22 protein-coding genes and 1 rRNA gene are annotated in these 20,433 nt (G+C 54.2%); 15 read left to right on the top strand and 8 right to left on the bottom strand.

The annotated features are described in order from the left end of the window. Positions 1–204 precede the first annotated feature (204 nt). The 7 genes from BT114_RS00120 to paaE all read left to right on the top strand — a co-directional run bounded on the left by BT114_RS00120 (position 205) and on the right by paaE (position 6,602). Positions 205–1,230: a hypothetical protein gene (locus tag BT114_RS00120; protein WP_072324300.1), complete on the top strand. Its 1,026-nt coding sequence runs from the start codon at positions 205–207 to the stop codon at positions 1,228–1,230. A gap of 92 nt (positions 1,231–1,322) precedes the next feature. Next, positions 1,323–2,369 (top strand): 2Fe-2S iron-sulfur cluster-binding protein, encoded by a 1,047-nt coding sequence (locus tag BT114_RS00115; RefSeq protein WP_072324299.1) that lies wholly within the window; start codon positions 1,323–1,325, stop codon positions 2,367–2,369. Positions 2,370–2,710: 341 nt separating this feature from the next. Further along, a complete protein-coding gene (gene paaA / locus BT114_RS00110) occupies positions 2,711–3,706 on the top strand; it encodes a 1,2-phenylacetyl-CoA epoxidase subunit PaaA (RefSeq protein WP_072324298.1) in 996 nt (331 codons plus the stop codon). Positions 3,707–3,724: 18 nt separating this feature from the next. Further along, complete coding sequence (paaB, locus tag BT114_RS00105) at positions 3,725–4,006, top strand: 1,2-phenylacetyl-CoA epoxidase subunit PaaB (RefSeq protein WP_072324297.1); 282 nt, start codon at positions 3,725–3,727, stop codon at positions 4,004–4,006. A 12-nt stretch (positions 4,007–4,018) separates the two neighbouring features. Then, positions 4,019–4,795, top strand: a complete 777-nt coding sequence (gene paaC / locus BT114_RS00100) for a 1,2-phenylacetyl-CoA epoxidase subunit PaaC (protein WP_072324296.1) — start codon at positions 4,019–4,021, stop codon at positions 4,793–4,795. After that, the gene (gene paaD / locus BT114_RS00095) at positions 4,779–5,357 is read left to right on the top strand and encodes a 1,2-phenylacetyl-CoA epoxidase subunit PaaD (RefSeq protein WP_072324295.1); all 579 of its coding nucleotides are present in this window, start codon (positions 4,779–4,781) and stop codon (positions 5,355–5,357) included. Before paaC ends, paaD begins: the two co-directional genes overlap by 17 nt. Before the next feature lie 168 nt (positions 5,358–5,525). Next, the gene (gene paaE / locus BT114_RS00090; RefSeq protein WP_072324294.1) at positions 5,526–6,602 is read left to right on the top strand and encodes a 1,2-phenylacetyl-CoA epoxidase subunit PaaE; all 1,077 of its coding nucleotides are present in this window, start codon (positions 5,526–5,528) and stop codon (positions 6,600–6,602) included. A 63-nt stretch (positions 6,603–6,665) separates the two neighbouring features. Here paaE and BT114_RS00085 read toward each other — a convergent pair whose 3' ends face one another. From BT114_RS00085 to nifL, 5 genes are all read right to left on the bottom strand, one after another. Beyond that, entirely contained in the window at positions 6,666–7,238 is a 573-nt protein-coding gene (locus BT114_RS00085) for a nitrogen fixation protein NifQ (protein ID WP_072324832.1), read from the bottom strand. 26 nt (positions 7,239–7,264) lie between these two features. Then, positions 7,265–7,516, bottom strand: a complete 252-nt coding sequence (locus BT114_RS00080; protein ID WP_072324293.1) for a 4Fe-4S dicluster domain-containing protein — start codon at positions 7,514–7,516, stop codon at positions 7,265–7,267. A gap of 35 nt (positions 7,517–7,551) precedes the next feature. After that, a complete protein-coding gene (gene nifB / locus BT114_RS00075) occupies positions 7,552–9,066 on the bottom strand; it encodes a nitrogenase cofactor biosynthesis protein NifB (protein WP_072324292.1) in 1,515 nt (504 codons plus the stop codon). A 275-nt stretch (positions 9,067–9,341) separates the two neighbouring features. Beyond that, complete coding sequence (gene nifA, locus BT114_RS00070) at positions 9,342–10,913, bottom strand: nif-specific transcriptional activator NifA (protein WP_084661734.1); 1,572 nt, start codon at positions 10,911–10,913, stop codon at positions 9,342–9,344. Beyond that, entirely contained in the window at positions 10,906–12,444 is a 1,539-nt protein-coding gene (gene nifL, locus BT114_RS00065; RefSeq protein WP_072324291.1) for a nitrogen fixation negative regulator NifL, read from the bottom strand. The genes nifA and nifL overlap by 8 nt, the downstream gene beginning before the upstream one ends. Before the next feature lie 268 nt (positions 12,445–12,712). Here nifL and rsxA point away from each other — a divergent pair, with 268 nt between their 5' ends. Genes rsxA through BT114_RS00025 form a run of 8 tightly spaced genes read left to right on the top strand, consistent with a single transcriptional unit; the run spans position 12,713 to position 18,421 of the window. Further along, positions 12,713–13,288, top strand: coding sequence for an electron transport complex subunit RsxA (gene rsxA, locus BT114_RS00060; protein WP_072324290.1), 576 nt, complete (start codon positions 12,713–12,715; stop codon positions 13,286–13,288). A 22-nt stretch (positions 13,289–13,310) separates the two neighbouring features. Further along, positions 13,311–13,841, top strand: a complete 531-nt coding sequence (locus tag BT114_RS00055) for an RnfABCDGE type electron transport complex subunit B (RefSeq protein ID WP_072324289.1) — start codon at positions 13,311–13,313, stop codon at positions 13,839–13,841. Positions 13,842–13,855: 14 nt separating this feature from the next. Beyond that, complete coding sequence (rsxC, locus tag BT114_RS00050; protein ID WP_072324288.1) at positions 13,856–15,325, top strand: electron transport complex subunit RsxC; 1,470 nt, start codon at positions 13,856–13,858, stop codon at positions 15,323–15,325. Then, positions 15,322–16,407 carry an RnfABCDGE type electron transport complex subunit D gene (locus BT114_RS00045; protein ID WP_072324287.1) on the top strand — a complete coding sequence of 362 codons (1,086 nt, stop codon included), beginning with the start codon at positions 15,322–15,324 and terminating at the stop codon, positions 16,405–16,407. The genes rsxC and BT114_RS00045 overlap by 4 nt, the downstream gene beginning before the upstream one ends. Further along, positions 16,404–17,054, top strand: coding sequence for an electron transport complex subunit RsxG (gene rsxG / locus BT114_RS00040; RefSeq protein WP_072324286.1), 651 nt, complete (start codon positions 16,404–16,406; stop codon positions 17,052–17,054). The genes BT114_RS00045 and rsxG overlap by 4 nt, the downstream gene beginning before the upstream one ends. Further along, complete coding sequence (locus BT114_RS00035; RefSeq protein WP_072324285.1) at positions 17,047–17,718, top strand: electron transport complex subunit E; 672 nt, start codon at positions 17,047–17,049, stop codon at positions 17,716–17,718. Before rsxG ends, BT114_RS00035 begins: the two co-directional genes overlap by 8 nt. Beyond that, positions 17,718–18,002, top strand: a complete 285-nt coding sequence (locus tag BT114_RS00030) for an RnfH family protein (RefSeq protein ID WP_072324284.1) — start codon at positions 17,718–17,720, stop codon at positions 18,000–18,002. The genes BT114_RS00035 and BT114_RS00030 overlap by 1 nt, the downstream gene beginning before the upstream one ends. Before the next feature lie 53 nt (positions 18,003–18,055). Further along, positions 18,056–18,421 (top strand): hypothetical protein, encoded by a 366-nt coding sequence (locus BT114_RS00025; RefSeq protein WP_218163424.1) that lies wholly within the window; start codon positions 18,056–18,058, stop codon positions 18,419–18,421. Between the two features lie 218 nt (positions 18,422–18,639). Here BT114_RS00025 and BT114_RS00015 read toward each other — a convergent pair whose 3' ends face one another. The 3 genes from BT114_RS00015 to rrf all read right to left on the bottom strand — a co-directional run bounded on the left by BT114_RS00015 (position 18,640) and on the right by rrf (position 20,217). Next, the gene (locus tag BT114_RS00015; protein WP_143142732.1) at positions 18,640–18,975 is read right to left on the bottom strand and encodes a hypothetical protein; all 336 of its coding nucleotides are present in this window, start codon (positions 18,973–18,975) and stop codon (positions 18,640–18,642) included. Positions 18,976–19,280: 305 nt separating this feature from the next. Continuing rightward, the gene (locus tag BT114_RS00010; protein ID WP_218163423.1) at positions 19,281–19,856 is read right to left on the bottom strand and encodes a PRC-barrel domain-containing protein; all 576 of its coding nucleotides are present in this window, start codon (positions 19,854–19,856) and stop codon (positions 19,281–19,283) included. A gap of 245 nt (positions 19,857–20,101) precedes the next feature. Then, positions 20,102–20,217, bottom strand: a 5S ribosomal RNA gene (gene rrf, locus BT114_RS00005). Between the last annotated feature and the right edge of the window lie 216 nt (positions 20,218–20,433).

Raw genomic sequence — 20,433 nt, 5'->3', positions numbered from 1 at the left:
CGGACTTTTTCAGCCCTTTTGCCCTGCTTTTGCAGGGCTTTTTTTTGCCCTGGATCAAGCTTTTTTGTTGATATACATCAACAAAACAAATGATACATAAATAGATCTATTGCCTGTTCTTTGCGTGTCATATACAAATATGACCATGGTCAAAAAGGCCATGTACCCAACCACAAAAACAACAATCTCAAGAGGTCACCCGAGATGGCTAAGAACGAGCAACTCGCCAAGACGATGGAATTCCCCCCGGCTACCGAACAGCCCAACGTTTACCCCCTGTCCTGGCATTCACAGACCGCCAAGATGGAAGAAGTATGGGATGCTGCCCAGCGCGAAAACTGGGACCCCAAACACCTGCCCTGGGACACCCTGGACGTTGAATCCTACAGCTGGGAAGAGCGCGAAGCCATTGCCTACTGGTGGACGCTGCTGTCGGTTTTTGATGCTTCTGCACCGCCGGTTTTTGCTGAAGCCTTTATCAAGACCTATGAAGTTCATGAAGAAGATGCCGTGCGTCGTTGCTTCTTCTCCGTCACTCGTGACGAACAAAACCACGAACAAATGTGCGGCCTGGCCATCACCAAGTTCCTGGAGCATCCGGACCCCCTGACCTACGAACCCAAAACCGAGCTGGGCAAGCGCCTGCAGAAAAATGCCAAGTGGCTGTACTACAACGGTGGCCGCTACTGGAATGGCTACAAAAACGCCGTGCCAAAATATTCTCTGGCCGTGCTGTTCAGCTCCTTCCTGATGGGTGAAATTGCCGCTGCCACCATCTTCAAGCAAATGCATGCCAACAGCCGTGAACTGGTATTCAAGGAAGCCTTCAAGAACATCGGTCGTGACGAAGGCCGCCACATGGCCATCTGTATGGCACTGATGGAACGCGACTACCCCGGTATGCCGGAAGAAGATCGCGCCATGGTCACCAAACAAATCCGCGCCGGTTACCTGTTCCTGTCTGCGGTGCTGTTTGAACCACCGATGGAGTTCTGGGATCTGCCGGATGACTTCATTGCCACCCAGCGCGAAGCAGAAGAAGTGGCACGCGGTGCCGGTTTTGGTGTACCCAGCTACGAAGCCAAGAAGGAAAACTGGCGTAATGCCATGCTGAACCTGAAGGGTGTACTGGACCGCTACAACATTCCTTTCCCGGCCATCCCGGAAGTAGGCATCAGCGGCCAGGAAGTATCCGACATCGATATGCAGGACATTATCCCGGTGTTCTGATCAACACCCCTGCTGCAACTGACAGCCTGCACCCGCAGGCTGTCTTTGTCTGATGACGCACCTCGATTAACCACCTCAGCAAGAGACAGGCTATGCAGAAAATCCTCCTTCATCCTTCCGGCCGCGAAGTGGAATGCACACCCGGCGACACCGTGCTGGCGGCACTGGAAAAAAAGGGTTACGCCCTTCCCAACAACTGCCGGGCGGGTGCCTGTGGCGAATGCAAGGTCAAGGTTTTATCCGGCCAGTTTGACCAGGGTATGGTACTGGACATGGCACTCAGCCAGGAGGAGCGCAAACAAGGCTTTGGACTGATGTGCATGGCCAAGCCGCTATCCGATGAACTGATCATCGAGTGGGGCACCGAAGACGCCAAACCCAAGCTCTTCCCGCCACGCGAAAACCAGCGTTACATCATCTCCGAAATCAGCCAGTGCACACCCCGCATTCGTCAGTTGCGCCTGCGTCCAATCGGGCCTGCCATGCGTTTCTGGCCCGGCCAATATGTCACCCTGGGTGATGACCGTGCCGGCGCACCACCCCGCTGCTACTCGATTGCCAACGCGCCCCGCCCGGATGGTGAAATCCAGCTGCAGATCACCCAGGTGGAAAATGGCAAAACCAGCAACTGGGTCCACCAGCAGCTGAAACTGGGCGATATGGTTAAGGTGAACGGCCCTTACGGCACCTTCATCGGCGACCCTACCACCGAAACACCGGTACTGTGCCTGGCGGCCGGTTCCGGCCTGGCACCCATCCTGTCCCTGACCGAAGCCGCCCTGCGCCGTGACTTCCGCAAACCGGTGACCCTGATGTTCTCAGCCCGGACCGAAGAAGACCTCTACGAACTGGGCATGATGAAATACTGGGAAGCCAAACATCGCAACTTCAACTACAAACCCACGCTGACCGAACAGCAGAAAGACGGCTACCTGCACGGCTTGTTACCCGAGGTACTGCCCCAGACGTTTAAAGACCTGTCTCAGCACAGCATTTTTATCTCCGGCAGCCCCGGCTTTGTGGATGCCTGCATTCAGGCAGCCAAAGCCCTGGGCGCCAAAGATGAAATGATTCATACCGAGGGGTATTTTGATCAGGCCCAACCCCAGACGGCACCTGCCAGCCACCTGGTATCCTGACCCAACCTGCAACACTGGCAATAACAGCTCCCTTTTACCGGCCAGCCTTTTGAGGCGGGCCGGTTTTTTATTTTCACCCGAAACAGCAACACAAAAGATAAAAATAAAATCACTGACGTATCACTTTTCCATGCTGATCTGGATCAATTTTTTCTACAAATACCATCTGACACAGATCAATGAACTTTTTTGATGATTTTTCCATCAAATAAACATGACACACAAAATAATCACTTGCTATTCTTTTCAGTATCGCTTAAAAAAGTACCCAGGTTGCCAAGTCAGATCAACTGAACTACAGATCGTTACACAAGAAGAAAAACCAGAACCGGAGGCACAAGATGTACGCCCAACTCGTCGAAACCGGCGTCAAGCGCCTGAAAACCCTGGAAGAAATGTCGCCTGAAGAGCGCGCCTTTCAGGAAAAGGTTGATGCTGAAATCAAGATTGAACCCAAAAACTGGATGCCCGAGGCTTACCGCAAGACCTTGATCCGCCAGATTTCCCAGCACGCCCACTCGGAAGTGGTTGGCATGCTGCCAGAAGGCAACTGGGTCACCCGTGCCCCGACCCTGAAACGCAAACTGCAGCTGATGGCCAAAATCCAGGATGAAGCCGGTCATGGGCTTTACCTCTACAGCGCCATGGAAACCCTCGGTGCGGATCGGGATGAAGAAATCCAGAAACTGCACGAAGGCAAGGCCAAATACTCCAGCATCTTCAACTACCCCACCCTGAACTGGGCCGATATGGGCACGGTTGGCTGGCTGGTGGATGGCGCGGCCATCGTGAACCAGGTGGTACTGCAGCGCACCTCTTATGGCCCCTACTCCCGCGCCATGATCCGTATCTGCAAGGAAGAAAGCTTCCACCAGCGCCAGGGTTACCAGATCCTGCTGGACCTGATGCGTGAAGGCACCGCCGAGCAGAAAGCCATGGTGCAGGACTCCATCAATCGGTTCTGGTGGCCTTCGCTGATGATGTTTGGCCCATCCGATGAGCACTCACCCAACTCCCAGCAGTCCATGGCCTGGAAAATCAAGCGCAAAAGCAATGATGAACTGCGCCAGATGTTCATTGACCAGACCGTGCCACAGCTGGAATTCCTTGGCTGCACAGCACCCGACCCGGACCTGAAATGGAACGCTGAGCGCGGCCATTATGACTTCGGTGAAATTGACTGGAACGAATTCTACGAAGTGCTGAAAGGCAATGGCCCCTGCAACCGCGAGCGCATTGCCACCCGCAAAAAAGCCATTGATGAAGGCACCTGGGTACGCCAGGCCGCCAGGGCTTATGCGGTAAAACAACAACAAAAGCAGCAGAACGCTGCCTGATCTGTCAGGAGAATCAACATGTCCGAATGGCCTCTCTACGAAGTGTTTGTACGCAGCAAACACGGTCTGAACCACAAACACGTTGGCAGCGTGCATGCTGCGGATGCCCGCATGGCAATTGAGAATGCCCGCGACCTTTACACCCGTCGCAACGAAGGTGTCAGCATCTGGGTTGTACCTTCCAGCCAGATCACTGCCTCATCACCGGATGAAAAAGAACCCTTGTTTGATCCGTCACAAGACAAGGTGTACCGCCATGCCTCCTTCTACCAGTTGCCCGACGAAGTCGGTCACATGTAAGGAGTGAACAACATGACTCAACAACCCTCTCAGGATCAGGCATTGCAGGAATACCTGCTGCGGCTGGCTGATTCGGCACTGATCCTTGGCCAGCGCCTTTGTGAACTGTGTGGCAAGGCACCGGCCGTTGAAGAAGAAATGGCACTGATGAACGTGGCGCTGGATCTGGTTGGTCAGGCGCGCAACTGGTACGACTATGCCGCAGAGCTGGAAGGTGGTCAGCGGGATGCTGATGCTCTGGCTTATCGCCGTGATGCCCATGAGTTCCGTAACCTGCTGCTCGTTGAGCAGCCCAACGGAGATTATGCTGTCACCATGGCACGCCAGTTCTTTTATGACGCCTGGCATTATTTCACCCTGCAAGCCCTTGTGAATGCCCCTGATGAACGGGTGGCAGGCATTGCCGCCAAGGCACTCAAGGAAGTGACCTACCACCTGCGCCGTTCATCCGAGTGGATGAAACGCCTGGGGGATGGCACCGAAGAAAGCCACCAGCGCATGGAAGTGGCCGTGGAAAGCCTGTGGCGCTTTACCGGTGAAATGCTGACGGCTGATGCAGTGGAACAGCATCTGGCCACTGCCGGACTGGCACCTGATGCTGAGCAACTGGCTGCTGACTGGCAGGGCCTGGTCAATAGCGTACTGACCGAAGCCACCCTGAGCCTGCCACCCGCAGATGCCTGGATGCAGCAGGGCGGTAAAACCGGCCGCCACACCGAACACCTGGGTTTTATTCTGGCAGAAATGCAGTTCCTGCAAAGGGCTTATCCGGATGCAAAAATCTGGTAATCAACCCCGCCCGATCCCGGCACCGCTGGAGCAACCAATCATTGCCAGCGACCGGGTACCCGCTAATGTGGGGGGAGAACAGCTGACCGAAACCCAGCTGTGGCAATTGCTGGATGAGGTGAAAGATCCGGAAGTACCGGTGGTCAGCGTGGTGGAGCTGGGCATCGTGCGCAGCATTCAGTGGCTGGACAATCAGCTGCAGGTTGCCGTGACACCCACCTATTCGGGCTGTCCTGCCACCGAGTTGATTGAACAGCAGATTGCTGCCGCACTGATGCAGGCAGGAATTCGTGATCCACAGGTGACCCGGGTGCTGAACCCTGCCTGGACCACTGACTGGATCAGTGATTCCGGGCGGGAAAAACTGCGGGCTTACGGCATTGCGCCACCCCAGGGCAGCGCCAGCAAAATGACGCTGCTGGGTCATGCGGAACAGATCTCCTGCCCGCATTGTGGCAGCAGCCACACCGAGCAGGTCAGCGAGTTTGGTTCAACAGCCTGCAAGGCGCTGTATCGCTGCATCGACTGCCTGGAACCCTTTGATTATTTTAAATGCATTTAATTGCTGCCAAGCTGACAACACGTCAAGGATAACCTGCGGCAAGCGAAGCAGGGACTGCGTAGCGCGGCGTTTGAGGCATGGAAAGCCGAACACGCCGGAAGCGGGTTACCTTGTACAAGTGTTGTCCTGAAGTCTGGACCAGAATACTGATAACAAAATGAGAGAACCATGAGCCAATTTCATTCATTGACCCTGAAAGAGGTCCGGCCGGAAACCCGCGATGCGGTTTCACTGCTGTTTGATGTGCCTGCCTCGCTGCAGGAGACTTTCCGCTTCACTCAGGGCCAGCACCTGGTGCTGCGCACCCACCTGAGCAACGAAGAAGTCCGCCGCTCCTACTCCATCTGCTCCGGTGTGAATGATGGCGAGTTGCGCGTTGCAGTGAAACGTGTGGCAGGTGGCCGTTTTTCCAACTTTGCCAACGAGCAGTTAAAAGCCGGGCAAACGCTGGATGTGATGCCACCCCAGGGTCATTTCCATGTGGCACTGGACCCTCAGCGCCAGGGTGATTATCTGGCCGTGGCCGCTGGCAGTGGCATCACACCAATCCTGTCCATCATCAAAACCACGCTGGAAAGTGAACCACAAAGCCGCTTCACGCTTTTTTATGGCAACCGTTCCACCGCCACCACCCTGTTCCGTGAAGCGCTGGAAGATTTAAAGAACCGTTACATGCAACGCCTGAATCTGGTGTTTATTTTCAGTCGCGAACAACAGGACATTGACCTCTACAACGGTCATATCAATCATGAGAAGTGTGATGCCCTGTTTGATCGCTGGGTGAAGGTGCCGGAGCTTACCGCTGCGTTCATCTGCGGGCCGCAGGTGATGACTGAAAGTGTGCGGGACTCACTGATCAACCATGGTCTGGACAAGAGCCGCGTGCATTATGAGCTGTTCACTCCGGCCGGTGGTGCCCCGGTGGCTCGCAAGGACCGTGCGGATGTGCAGGTGGATCAACAGGCCGTCAGCCAGGTCACGGTGGTGGCCGATGGTCGGGCACTGACTTTTGATCTGACGCGCAACACCCAGAGCATTCTGGATGCCGGCAATGCCAATGGTGCGGATCTGCCCTGGTCTTGCAAGGCGGGGGTGTGTTCCACCTGTCGCGCCAAGGTAGTGGAGGGTGAAGTGGATATGGATGCCAACTTTGCCCTGGAAGATTATGAAGTGGAAGCCGGTTATGTGTTGTCCTGCCAGTGTTACCCGGTCAGTGACAAGGTAGTGCTGGATTTTGACCAGTAAATCCCGGCAATCGGTTTAATCTGCATCTGTCATTCCCCGCCTCGGCGGGGTTTTTTATGCCGTTTATTCCGGAGCAAAACACTCCTTGTAATCCGGGCAGGCATCACAGCTGGGTGAACGGCAGTAGGTCAGGCCGGTGTCCATGCACAACTGGCGGTAAAGAAACTTTTTCCACTTCATATCCAGATGATTGCGACGCACCAGCTCCGGGAAGTTATGCGCCAGCAGGGTTTGCAGATCCATGCGACTCCACAATCCCAGGTCATACCAGAGGTGCTCCTGACCGGCACAACCCGATGCCAGGATGTTGGCAATCCAGGTCTCGCTTTCGTCCCTGGCAGCCCGAAAACTCAGCAACAAGCGCGTCAGTGAATCCTGCTCCGGAAAGTCGTGCACCGGTTCATCCTGAGCCGGTAACCAGTCTTCTGCCATCGGGAAACAACGTGGGAAATAGCGCTGCAACAAAGACTGAAAGGCATCGGGGCTTAATCCCAGGCAACAGCCCAATACTGAATGGCCTTCAGCCTGAGAAGCCAACATGCGTGCCAGATAAATGGCATTGATGTCACCATCCGAACAACCCACCCAATAACTGTAGAGTGAGCGGATTCGAGGAGGCTGCACCTGTGCATTCATGGTCTGACCCTCCATCACCTGGTGCCTCAGGCCGCTACCTGCGGCAGAATGCCAATCAATGAACCCGGTGGATTCAGCGGATCACCCAACTCGTCGAGAATCGCCCCTTCAATCGGGCAGATGCTGGCACACTGAGGATCCGGGTAGGACTCGGCGCACTCGGTACAAAGGCCAGGATCAATTTCAAAGTGCAGTTCACCGGCACTGATGGCCTGATTGGGGCAAACCATTTCACAGGCCGTGCAGCTGACACAGGCTGCCACGATTTCAAAAGCCATGTTTCACCTCCTCAAATCTGGTCGATCAGCCTTGTTCAGGCTGTTTGCAACTGGCTCAGGCTTTGCTGCTGATCAGCCGGTTTTTCTGCCAATCCGCGCGCCAGCATCTGCTGATAAACGGCTTGCACTGCTTCTTCAATCGGCTCCATGGCATGCTCACCATCCGGTTGAATGCCAGCTTCTTCCAGTGCACTCCAGGGTTCATAACCCACCTTGGAGCAAAGCAGCACTTCACAGTCTTCCAGTTGGCGCACAATCGACTGCAGTACAGTTTCACCATCATCACCGCAGCTCGAGCCACCCTCGCAGTAGGGCTTGTCCACCTGGCGGTGCCCGATAAAACGCACCCCCTTCTGACTGGCTTCATACACCAGAAACTCGGTGGCATGACCAAAGTGCTGATTGATGATGCCGCCCCCTTTGGTGGCCACTGCCATTTTCACCGGACGTGATGGCGGCAAAATACGGATCGGCTGTTCCTGAACCTGGTTCTGCAACTTGTTGCGCTGACTGTTGAGCTGCGCCAGCAACTGTTGCTGCACTTCAGCACGCTGCACCATGGCGGCTTCATAATCCACCTCCATGGCATCGATCTTGTCGAGGGTAAACTCTTCACCACGGTCTTCACCCAGCAGGCCAACGGCATCCGCACGGCACTGGCGGCAGTGGCGCATCATGTTCATGTCACCGGCACAGGCATCCTGCAGTGCTTCCAGCTCGGCTGCGGTGGGTTCACGCTGTCCGGTCAGGCCAAAATAGGTGCCATGTTCTGCCTCGGCAATAATGGGCATGACGTTGTGCAGGAAAGCCCCTTTTTCCTTGACGATGCGTGAAACTTCTTTCAGGTGTTCATCATTGATACCCGGGATCATCACCGAGTTGACCTTCACCAACACGCCCCGTTCGATCAGCATTTCCAGCCCTTTCTGCTGCTGTTCGATGAGGATGCGCGCCGCTTCCACACCGCGGATACGGCGGTTTTCCCAGAAGATCCAGGGATAAATTCTGGCACCGATTTCCGGGTCCACACAGTTGATGGTGATGGTGACGTGATCAATGTTGTGCTTGCTGATTTCTTCTGCACAGGCAGGCAGATTCAGACCATTGGTGGACACACACAACTTGATGTCCGGCGCTTCTTCACTGAGGCGACGGAAGGTTTCAAAGGTGCGCTGCGGGTTGGCCAACGGGTCACCAGGACCGGCAATACCCAGCACTGACATCTGTGGAATGGCGGCAGCTACCGCCTTGACCTTTTTCACCGCCTGCGCGGGGCTCAGCACTTCGGATACCACGCCCGGCCGGGATTCATTGCTGCAGTCGTATTTACGATTGCAGTAGTTGCACTGGATATTACATGCCGGTGCCACAGCCACGTGCATGCGGGCAAAATAGTGGTGTGCCTGCTCGGAAAAACACGGGTGGTTGGCCACCTTGTCACGGATGGTATCGGGCAGGTGATCCATCGCTGAGGCAGAAGAGCCACAGCCACTGGACGAGCACCCACCGGCGGATTCTGTTTTTTCATCATTGAGAACGGGCAGCTTCACGGTCAGTTCCTCATCATCAGGTTCACTGCTTGCTTCGCAAATTCCGTACCCACTTCAGAAAAAAGTTATAACCACCTGATTTACTGGATTTTAATTCTTGTTCGATGATGATTTGTCGGTTATCAAACAGGTTCCGAACAGTCACTTGTCGCACTCAAGACACTGATGGGGTCACCCTTCCATCCGCCAGACAACTGATTCAGCAGACAACTGATTCACCAGACAAAAAAAGACCCGACCACTCCACAGGAAGTCAGTCGGGCCAGTAAGAAGACTCAGATCTGTTTGACGCGAATGTTCAGGGTCTGAATGCGGTAGGCGATCTGACGCGGAGTCATGCCCAGCAAACGTGCCGCCTTGGCCTGAACCCAACCGGCCTGCTCCAGTGCAGCGATCACCCGTTCACGCTCATCGAGGTTTTCATCGGCCAGATCCACCTGGCCGCCGCGCGAGCCGGTCACCTGCTCTTCAATGCCGGTCAACAGTACCTGGTCCCGGTCAATCACCCCGTCATAAGACATGACCGCTGCCCGCTCCAGACAGTTCTGCAATTCACGCACGTTACCCGGCCAGCTGTGGTGCATCAGCACCCGCAACGCGGCATCAGTGATGGTCAGCTCACGCTCCTGTGCCACGGCCACCTTCTGCAGCAGGAAGTTGGCAATATCAGGCACATCTTCCAGCCGCTCGCGCAGGGTCGGCATAAAAATCGGCATCACATTCAGGCGGTAATACAAGTCTTCACGAAACAGGCCGTTTTCAACATCAGCTTCCAGATCCCGGTGGGTTGCCGCCACCACCCGTACATTCACCTTGATGCTGCGAGTGCCACCCACCCGCTCCAGCTCACCTTCCTGCAACACTCGCAGCAGTTTGGCCTGAAAACCGGGCGACACTTCACCGATCTCATCCAGAAACAGGGTGCCCTTATCGGCCTGCTCAAAACGCCCCTGGCGCTGGGACACGGCACCGGTGAAGGCACCCTTTTCATGGCCAAAGAGTTCCGACTCCAGCAGGTTTTCCGGCAGCGCAGCGCAGTTGAGTTTAACAAACGGACCACGTGCACGCGGTGAGTTGTAGTGAATGGCATTGGCAATCAGTTCCTTGCCGGTGCCGGTTTCACCCCGGATCAGTACGGTGGTGTTCCACTTGGCCACCTGCCGCACCTGCTCAAACACCTGCCGCATCACAAAGGAGCGTCCGATGATGTTGTCAAAACCGAACTGGCCACGTACCGTGCGCTTGAGTTCATCCCGTTCATCCTTTAACGCACGGCGCTCACTTTCCACCTCACGCGACAGACGCACCGTCTGCCCGATCAGGTTGGCAACCATTTCCAGAAAGCGGGCCCGTTCACCCAGCAACTCTTTCTGGTTGCTGCTGGGCTGAGCGGCAAACACCCCCAGCACTTCATCACCGCTGCGAATCGGCACCCCGATGAAGGGACGTTGCGGATCATAAATACCCAGTCGCCCGAGAAAGCGGGAGTCGTCAGTGATGCGATGCAGGATCACACTACGACCTTGGTCCAACACCTGCCCGACTATGCCTTCACCGGAACGGTAACGGATGTCACCAGCGGTCAGATCAGGGACGCCGTGCAAGGCGTACACCACCAGTTCTTCTTTTTCTGGTGAAACCAGCGCCACCAGTCCACGCTCCAGCCCAACCCGGTCATCCAGCACTTCCAGCACCCGGCTGAGTGTAGCCTGCAGGTTCAGGGACTCGGACAACACCTGACTGACCTGGTAAAGGGTTTCCAGTTCACCGACCAGTATCGCCTGCAGCACATCCGGCGGCAGGGCATCCGCTTTATCTTCCGGGAAGGAATCATTTAAGTCATACATAGGGAAGTTGCACCTTAATCCGACATCCTGAAACCGTTTCCGGGTCTATTTCGATCAGTCCGTGGTGGCTGTTCACAATATCCTGAGCCAGGGTCAAACCCATGCCGAGATGGCCCTCCCCGGGTTCCCGGGTGGAGTAAAAGGGTTCAAACACCTTCAACTGATCAGCCACCGGAATACCACTGCCACTGTCTTCCAGCAGAATTTCAACACTTTCATCCCGGTTACGCGTCACCAGCAGAATTTCCCGTACCGGCCCACGATGGTCTTCCAGGGCATCAATGGCATTTTCCAATAGCTGTTTAAACAAGCTGGACAAACGGGTTGGCTGTCCACGCACAGCCTTGAGCTGACTTTCCGGTTGCCAGTCCACGGTGATGCCGGTCGCCAGCAGGCGAGGTGTGAGCAGACTGAGGGTGTTTTTCAGCAATTCATTGATGTTGATACTTTGTGCGGCTTCTTCGCTCTGGGCCGGAATGCAAGCCTGCAGCATGTCCAGGGTCTGACGACCAGCCTGCTGCACCTCGCTCAACAACTTCAGCAGTTCTGCCGGGTCGGTATGACCTCGCCGCTCCACCAGGCGGGCAGCTGCGTTAATCAGGTTGAGTGGTCGCTCCAGTTGATAAATGGCTCCCGACAGGGCTTCACGTACACTCTGAATACGCTCCTGTTCAGCCAGCAAGGCTTGCAGGCTGTTCAGGCGCATCAGGTTCTGCTGCTCTTTCAGGCTGGTGATGTCCTGCAAGGTCACCAGCAGGTAACAGCGTACCTGGCTCTTGTAATAAGCATCAGCACTGGTGTCCTTCTCTTCGATCACCGATCCGGAACAGTTCAGAAACACCGTCTGGCGCAGTTCTGGCAGATCCAGACAGGCTTCCATGGCAGCAAACCCTCTGGTTAAACCCAACTGATCAGCCACTCGTTCCGGCCATTGCTGCTGCAAGGCATTAAACACCACCTTTAGTGGCTCGCGCCCCAGCTTCTGTTGCAAGGCCTTGTAACTGCGGTTACTCAGGATTGGTTGTAGCTGATCATCAATCAGCACCATTGCCACTTCAGCAGCATCCACTGCTGACTCAATCAGTGCCCGCTGGTTCATCACTTGATGCTCCAACTGATGCACCTCTGTGACATCCCGATGCAACCCCAGAAAATGAGTGACTTCACCAGCATCATTCATCACCGGTGTGATGGTCAGATCCGCCAGATAACGACTGCCATCCTGGCGGCGGTTCACCAGCAGACCATTCCAGGGTTCTTTTCGAGCCAGTTGAGCCCACAGGCTTTCATACACCAGCCGTGGTGTGACCTTGTAGGACAAGATGGACTGGTTGCGCCCAATGATTTCTTCGGCGGTATAACCGGTCACCTGCTCAAAGCAGGGGTTGGCATACACTATACGAGCCCGGGTATCGGTAATGCTGATCGCCACTGCGGCCTGTTCCACTGCCAGCCTGAACACTTCTGGCGGCAATGCTTCTGCTGCCGCCTTGAGTTGAAGTGCCAGGGATGTATCGCCGGATTCATGCATGGGTCTGCTCCTGGGTGCTTTGTCGTCTTCCATGCAACAGGCGTACCAGTGTCATACAAAGCCACATATTGCAGAAAACAGCGTCAGCCGGGTCTTTAAAATGCAAGTCTGTTTTTGTCAGCTTTGCGACAAAAATGGGCGGTTTCGTGGCTCCAAAACAGGGTGTCACCGCCTCATGCACCAGAAAATGGCAGTGCCAGGCCCTTCCAAAACCATGGCACACTCCTTGCTCCAGCACTGACATAAACGACTGAATGCGGAGAAAGGCATGTCGGATTATCTGCTGTTGCTGGTTTCCACGGCGCTGGTCAACAACGTCATCCTGATCAAGTTTCTCGGGTTATGCCCGCTGATGGGTGTGTCCACCAAAATGGACGGTGCATTGGGTATGGGCCTGGCCACCACCTTTGTACTCACCCTGGCTGCTGCAGCCAGCTGGATGCTGGAGAACTGGCTGCTGCAACCCATGGGACTGGAATACCTGCGTATCCTGTCCTTCATTCTGGTGATTGCCACTGTTGTGCAGTTCACTGAAATGCTGATTCGTAAAATGAGCCCACCGCTTTATCAGATCCTGGGGATCTATCTGCCTTTAATCACCACCAACTGCGCTGTGTTAGGTGTTGCCCTGCTGAATGTGCAGGATGGCCACAGTTTTATTCAGAGCCTGATGTTCGGTTTTGGGTCGGCCATGGGGTTCACCCTGGTACTGGTACTTTTTGCTGGCTTACGGGAGCGCCTGGCGGTACTGCAAGTACCAGCACTTTATCAAGGCGCACCCATCGCTTTTATTGTGGCTGGTTTGCTGTCGGTAGCCTTTATGGGTTTTGCCGGTCTGGCCTGATGCTGAAAAAGGAGATGCCAAAATGCTGATGTCTGTCCTACCCCTGACCCTGCTGGGAGCCACACTGGGTTTTCTGCTGGGTGTTGCTTCTCGGGTATTAAAGGTTGAGCGCAGCAATGTTGCAGAAGAAATTGAGCAACTCTTACCTGGCACCCAGTGCGGCCAGTGTGGCAATCCCAGTTGTGGTGCTGCTGCAGAAGCGGCGGCGGCTGGTCAACTACCAGCCACCTTCTGCCCTCCGGGTGGCCGTGCGGTTGCTGAAGCCATCGCTGAAAAACTGGGTATTCCACTGAACCTGTCCGGTGTTTGTGATGAAGGTCCCAAGGTGGCCTGGGTGGATGAAACTCTCTGTATTGGCTGCACCCGTTGTTACAAGGTATGCCCGACCGATGCCATTCTGGGTGCCGCAAAACACTTGCATGTGGTGTTTGCTGAAGCCTGTACCGCCTGCGGCAAGTGTGAAGATGTTTGCCCAACTGAATGTATCCGTCTGGAGCCGGTGAAACCCACACTGCAAACCTGGACCTGGAGTCAACCGGCCCTTTTATCCTGATCAGGAGCCTTGCCATGTTTCGCAAATCCCTGCGCGGTGGCGTACATCCAACCGCCCACAAGGCACTCAGCAACACTTCGCCGATACGGCGTTTTCCATTGCCGCAACGTCTGCATATTTCCATGCAGCAACACCTGGGCACTCCGGCTACACCGGTGGTGCGGGTGGGTGATCAGGTATTAAAAGGCCAGCTCATCGGTGCCAGCCAGGGACACATCTCCGCTCCGGTACATGCCCCCACCTCAGGGCGCATCACCGCCATTGCCGAACACACTGCGCCACACCCCTCCGGATTGCCGGTGCTGGTCGTAACGCTGGAGTGTGATGGTCGTGACCAGTGGCAAGATACACTGGTGGTCGCTGATCCTTATAAACTGGCTCCAGAAGAAGTTTGTGTGCGGGTTGGTGCTGCCGGGATTGTTGGACTGGGTGGAGCCACCTTCCCAGCAGCGGTAAAACTGGGACTAAGCCTGAAAACAGGTGTTGATACCCTGATTCTAAATGGTGGCGAGTGTGAGCCCTACCTGACTTGTGATGATCGCCTGATGCGTGAATCGGCAACAGATGTCATTCAGGGTGCTCTGCTGATGCAACATGCCGTACAGGCTCGCCAGGTATTCATTGGTATTGAAGATAACAAACCAGAAGCCCTGCAGATCATGCAGACGGCTGCCGCAGGTACTGGCATAGAAGTCAGAGCGGTCCCTAGCCGTTACCCGATGGGTTCAGAAAAACAACTGGTGCAACAGCTGACCGGGAAGGAGCTGCCTGCCATGAGTCGGGCAGCTGACTCAGGTTTGTTGGTGCATAACGTGGCCACCGCTCGTGCTGTGTATCAAGCCATCGTTGAAGGTCGTCCATTGATTTCCAGAGTGGTCACGCTCAGTGGTGGCGCTGTAACTCACCCCGGTAACTGGGAGGTACCACTGGGTACCCTGGCCAGTGAGCTGATGAATCACGCCAGTGGTTTTGATGTCACCCCGGCCCGCCTGATCATGGGTGGCCCAATGATGGGTATTCAGCTACCTAACCTGCATGTGCCCATCATCAAGGGCACCAGTGGCATCCTGGCGCTCACCAGCGAAGAAATTCAGCAGAAACAACCTGAACCCTGCGTGCGCTGTGCAACCTGTGTACGCTCCTGCCCAATGGGCTTGCAGCCACTTGAAATGGCTGCAGCCATCCGTTCCGGCAATGTCAAAGCAGCTGCGTCACTGGGACTGCACGATTGTGTTGGTTGTGGTGCCTGCAGTTACATCTGTCCCTCCAGCATTCCTCTGGTACACCTGTTCAACTATGCCAAGGGTGAACTGGCCGCCCAGACGCGTGCCCGCCAGAAAATGGAGAACACCCGTGTTCTGGCTCAAAGACGTGAAGAGCGCCTGGAACGTCAGGCACGTGAGCGGGAAGCACTGATGGCCGCACGTCGCGCCGAAGCAGCCAGAAAAGCTGCGGCCCAGGCAGCAGAGGAGCAAGCATCATGAGCCAACCCATTCATGGGCCGCACGCACACAGCAATCAACGCATGCCATTGATGATGCTGCAGGTGTTGCTGGCGCTGACACCAGCAACCCTTTATGGCTTCTGGCTTTACGGCTGGCCGGCTTTTAATCTGTGGTTGATCTGCCTGCTCAGCGCACTCGGCTGGGAAGCCCTGTTTCTGAAGTTTTTCAGCAAGAACGTACCGCGACACCTGCTGGATGGTTCAGCACTGGTCACCGGCTGGTTGCTGGCTCTCTGCTTGCCACCCTGGGCCCCCTGGTGGCTGGCTGTGGTGGGAACCTTTCTGGCGGTGGCCATGATCAAGCAGATTTTTGGCGGGCTGGGGCAGAATGTGTTCAATCCGGCCATGGCAGCACGCGTGATGTTGTTGATTGCCTTCCCGGTTGAAATGACCCAGTGGATTGCACCAGAAGCGGTGCAACTTGATCGGCCAGATTTTGTGGCTGGGCTGGGACAGACTTTTGGCAGTCTTTCACTGCTGGATGCTTATACCGGTGCAACCCTGCTGGACGAAGTCAAAAACCAGCAGAGCCTTGGTGCCGCATTGCCCGATATTCTGCAAGCACAACAATACAACATGGCTGCAACCCTGCTTGGTCAGCATGCTGGCAGCACAGGTGAAAGCACCGCACTGCTGTTACTGCTTGGCGGACTGTTTCTGCTGTTCCGAGGGGTAATCACCTGGCAGGCGCCAGTCGGATTACTGCTTGGACTGGGTGTACCTGCCCTGTTGATGAATCTCTGGCAACCGGAAAGTTATCCCGGACTCGCTTTTCACCTGTTCACTGGCGGAGCCATGTTGGCAGCCTGGTTTATTGTCACTGATCCGGTCACAGGACCAACCACCGCCACCGGGCGCCTGGTATTCGGCCTGGGTTGTGGTCTCCTGGCCTGGTTGGTCCGCACCTGGGGCAGCTACCCCGAAGGTATCGCCTTTGCTGTGATGCTGATGAACAGTGCCACTCCCGTACTCGATCGCTACTTCAAACCGCGCATTTATGGTCGTACCAGTAGCGGTGCTCCCTTACCAGCCACCGGCAAAACTTCAGGAGATGCATCATGACCCTGTCTGGCATTCGTGATCGGCTGGATTATCAAGCGGCATTGCTGGGGCTGGTGGTACTGGTCACCTGTACAGCACTGGCCATGGCTTATCAACTGACACGCGAACCCATACGCCTGGCACTGGAAAATGACATGCGCCAGAGTTTCTCCCGTGTATTACCCGCAAGCCTGCATGACAACGATCTGTTGAGCAGTCAGGGCATGATCACCGCACCCTGGGGTGAGCTCACCTATTATCAGGCCACCCTCGAAGGCACTGTGACCGCGGTCATTTTTCCACTGACTGCTCAGGGTTATGCCGGTCGTATTGAAATGCTGATGGCAGTGAAGGCTAACGGTGAAATTTCCGGTGTCCGGGTTCTGGTACACCAGGAAACACCGGGGTTGGGTGACAAAATTGAAGAAGCCCGTGACCCCTGGATCACCTATTTCAGTGGTAAATCACTGAACAATCCACTGCCTGCTGACTGGGGTGTTAAAAAAGACGGTGGCCATTTTGATCAGTTCACCGGGGCCACCATCACTCCTCGAGTGATCGTTGCTGCCATCAAGCGTGGTCTGGAGTTTTTTGAAACCAGCCAGGACCAGCTGCTTTACCCCTTGCGCACTTATCAGGCAACTACAGAAGGAGTCAGTCATGACTGATTATCGCCGCCTTGCCAAAGATGGCCTGTGGAGCAATAACATGGTGTTCGCCCAGATGCTGGCGCTGTGCCCAGTCATGGCCGTCACCGGCACCGCTACCAATGGCCTGGGCATGGGACTGGCCACCTTGTTTGTGTTGGTGGGTGCCAACCTGATCATCTCGATGATTCGTCATACCATCAGTCAGGCCATTCGCATCCCGGTATACATTGTTATCATTGCCACCCTGGTGACACTGACTGACATGCTGATCAATGCCTTTGCCTACGAGCTTTACAAGGTACTGGGGTTATTCATTGCCCTGATAGTGGTCAACTGCGCCATTCTTGGCAGAGCAGAAGCCTTTGCTTCCAAAAACACTGCCTGGGACTCATTTGTGGATTCAATATTGATGGGAATCGGCCTGACCTGGGCACTGGTTGCGATTGGTGGTTTCCGTGAAATCATTGGCAGTGGCACCCTGTTTGCAAATGCTGATCTACTGCTAGGGCCAGCCTTTGGTTTTCTGGAAATCACCCTGATCCCCGATTACAAAGGTTTCCTGATCATGATCCTGCCACCCGGTGGTTTTATTGCTGTCGGTTTCCTGCTGGTACTGAAACGCTGGATTGATCAGCGCGTTGAACAACGCCAACAACGAGCAGAACAACTGAGGAGTGCATAATGCAGATCAGCATTGCCTACAGCAGCAATAGTGGTGAACAAAGCTGGAGTGACCTGCAGGTGGAAGAAGGGGCCAATGTTGAGCAGGCCATCCAGGCCTCCGGCATTCTTGCTCGCTACCCTGAAATTAATCTCGAGACACAGAAAGTTGGCATCTTCGGCAAGCTCGTTAAACTGGAGCAACAGCTGCAAGAGTTTGATCGGATTGAGATTTACCGCCCAATCATTGCTGACCCCAAACTGGTGCCACGACGCAAAACTGCAGATGCCAGTGAAGATGATTAAAACTGCAGCTCTTTAATGCCTCTGTTCGTTGCCGCGCAGACGGGTAGTGGGATTTGCAAGAGACTATCCATTGCCTAATCGTGGATATCGATCGGTATCCACCTCTACCCACCACAGCAACGGAGAAATCCATGAGCAAACCAAGCAATAGCGAACACACCACCACTGATCAGCTGTCGGAAAGTGCCCACCAGTCGGTTGACCAGATTGCCAGAAGTGCAGGAAAGGTGGAAGAGCGAATTCGCCATAATGCAGCAGATGCAGAGGAATATGTGAAGGATGCCGGACACAAAACCAAAAAATACAGTGACAAAACCCTGGAGTCTGTAAGTGCTTATGTGCAAGATAATCCCTTGATTTGCTTGGGTCTTGCTTTTGCAGCAGGATCCTTGCTTTCAGCCTTGAAGCATCGATCCTAGTGTCACGTTGTAGCCAGTTAAAACAGGAGGCCGCGCAACTGCGTGGCCAAATGGAGCATCGTACCATTCTTGTACACCAGAGTATCAATAGCCTGCTCCAACAACTACGTACTCTTGCTCGTTGCCCTGCCACACTGCTCTTGGTCTTTGTTTGTGGTATGGTTGCGGAACAGCTGCGTGTACCCGGTATCAAGCGTGTCTACGGATTAATGGCACGCTTACTCCTCCAGTGACCGGTCAACAAGTGTTCGAGCATGGGTCAGCAAGTTATCCATGCTTGCTCTGCTCTCGCGAAAAGTAAGGTCCCGCGTAATAAACACTAACCGCCAGAAAACCAGCGCTGCAAGCACAAGATGTAATAGTGCCACGGCTAACAAAGCACCCGTCAGGCTAAAAACCGACAGGTTAGCCAGCACCATCACCAGCGCCACCCCAGCAAACAGCCACCCACCCACCATCAACAGCGCAATCGACAGGCTAAGGGCCACCATTGTCAGAGCTGTGTAGCCAAACAACTTTGCTTCAACAGCAATAAGTTTTAACAGGTCAGCCAACATGCTCCTGATGAGGTGTATCAAACCTATGATACCGTCACTGCTATGGGGTTTAACCAGTGATGGGTGCACATTATCCTTCATAACCTGAAACCTCGATTATTCAGCAGATCTAGCAAAACCAGCTTACCAGATTAGGTAAAAGCCCAAATCAGTTCAGTGCGGTATATAACCCAGATGGATTTTCCTTTCAGGAAAACTTGTGACAAAACTATTCGTTGTATGTAGTGGGTCAGCCATACAAAAATGGCAGGGAGTTTCCTCACTGCCGAACTTTACTTCAACTAAACTTTGAGTATAGGAGTTTATTTCTTGTTTTCATACTTGGGTGCATTGCGCAGATCGGCACCGGTCACATCAACACGTAGTTCTCGCTTGTCAGCAGCACCAGAAATGGTTACGTGATCCCAGCCGATTGCTACGTCACTCTTACCCATGCCCAGAAAACCACCAGTACCGACTACAATGGCTACAACCTGGCCATTCTGGTCAATAATCAGTTCACTGACTGAACCGATATCTTCATTTGCAGCAGTACGAACCTTGGCACCAATTAGATCACTGGCCTGGTTGCCATTGGCAGGAACTGATCTGATATGACCACGATTTTGCATGCTGGATTGGTTACGCAGGGTATTAGCATCTGTTCCTGTCGTGGAGCCAGATTGGCCGGTTTGCTGCCTGTTGCCTTGGTCACCTTGCAGGGACTTCAGATTGGATTGGTTGCCGCTCTGTCCTGGCTGTGTGTTCTGCTGCTGTCGATCTGTACTGCGATCGGTGGATTGTTGAGCCAGTACTGTACCTGCGCCCAAGGTAATGGCTGGTGCAACTAGCGCATAAAATACAAAAGAATGTAGCTTTTTCATTTGAATATCCTTCATTGGGATGTAACCAGACAAGATGTCTGTTTTACCGCCTCAACACAGCATTTCTTCACGACATGATTATCGCGAAAAAAACTGAATTATCAGTAGAACTGGAATTCAGGTTGAGGTGTTAAAATACAATGAAGGATTTATTGCGTCGGTTCACTAACGCACCAAACAACAAAGAAAAATTATTCATCAGATGAAAACCAAAATAAAAAAACCCCTTAAGCTTTCGCTCAAGGGGTTTTTGAATAGGTGCCTGACGATGACCTACTTTCACATGGGGAGGCCCCACACTATCATCGGCGCTGATCGGTTTCACTTCTGAGTTCGGCATGGGATCAGGTGGTTCCCGGACGCTATGGTCGTCAGGCGTAACTGTTGGAGGTTGGCGTGTTTTTTGATACTTGTGATGCCTGTGCTGTTGTACAGCGACGCCAACATCCTTAAAAGGGGCAAGAACCGAGTTTTTAATTTACGCTTGCTTGTTAATGCTGCTTGTTGCTTTTTCTTGAAGCTTGCTGTGTCAAAGCGGGATCAGTCTCACTGTATCCGGTGTTTCGTTCACTGTGTTACCTGGATGGTTGCG

Origin of the sequence: Marinospirillum alkaliphilum DSM 21637, assembly GCF_900119735.1 — a bacterium.
Classification (GTDB): domain Bacteria; phylum Pseudomonadota; class Gammaproteobacteria; order Pseudomonadales; family Halomonadaceae; genus Marinospirillum; species Marinospirillum alkaliphilum.
The sequence above is the reverse complement of the archived record's forward strand: the minus strand, read 5'-3'. Positions and strand labels throughout refer to the sequence as shown.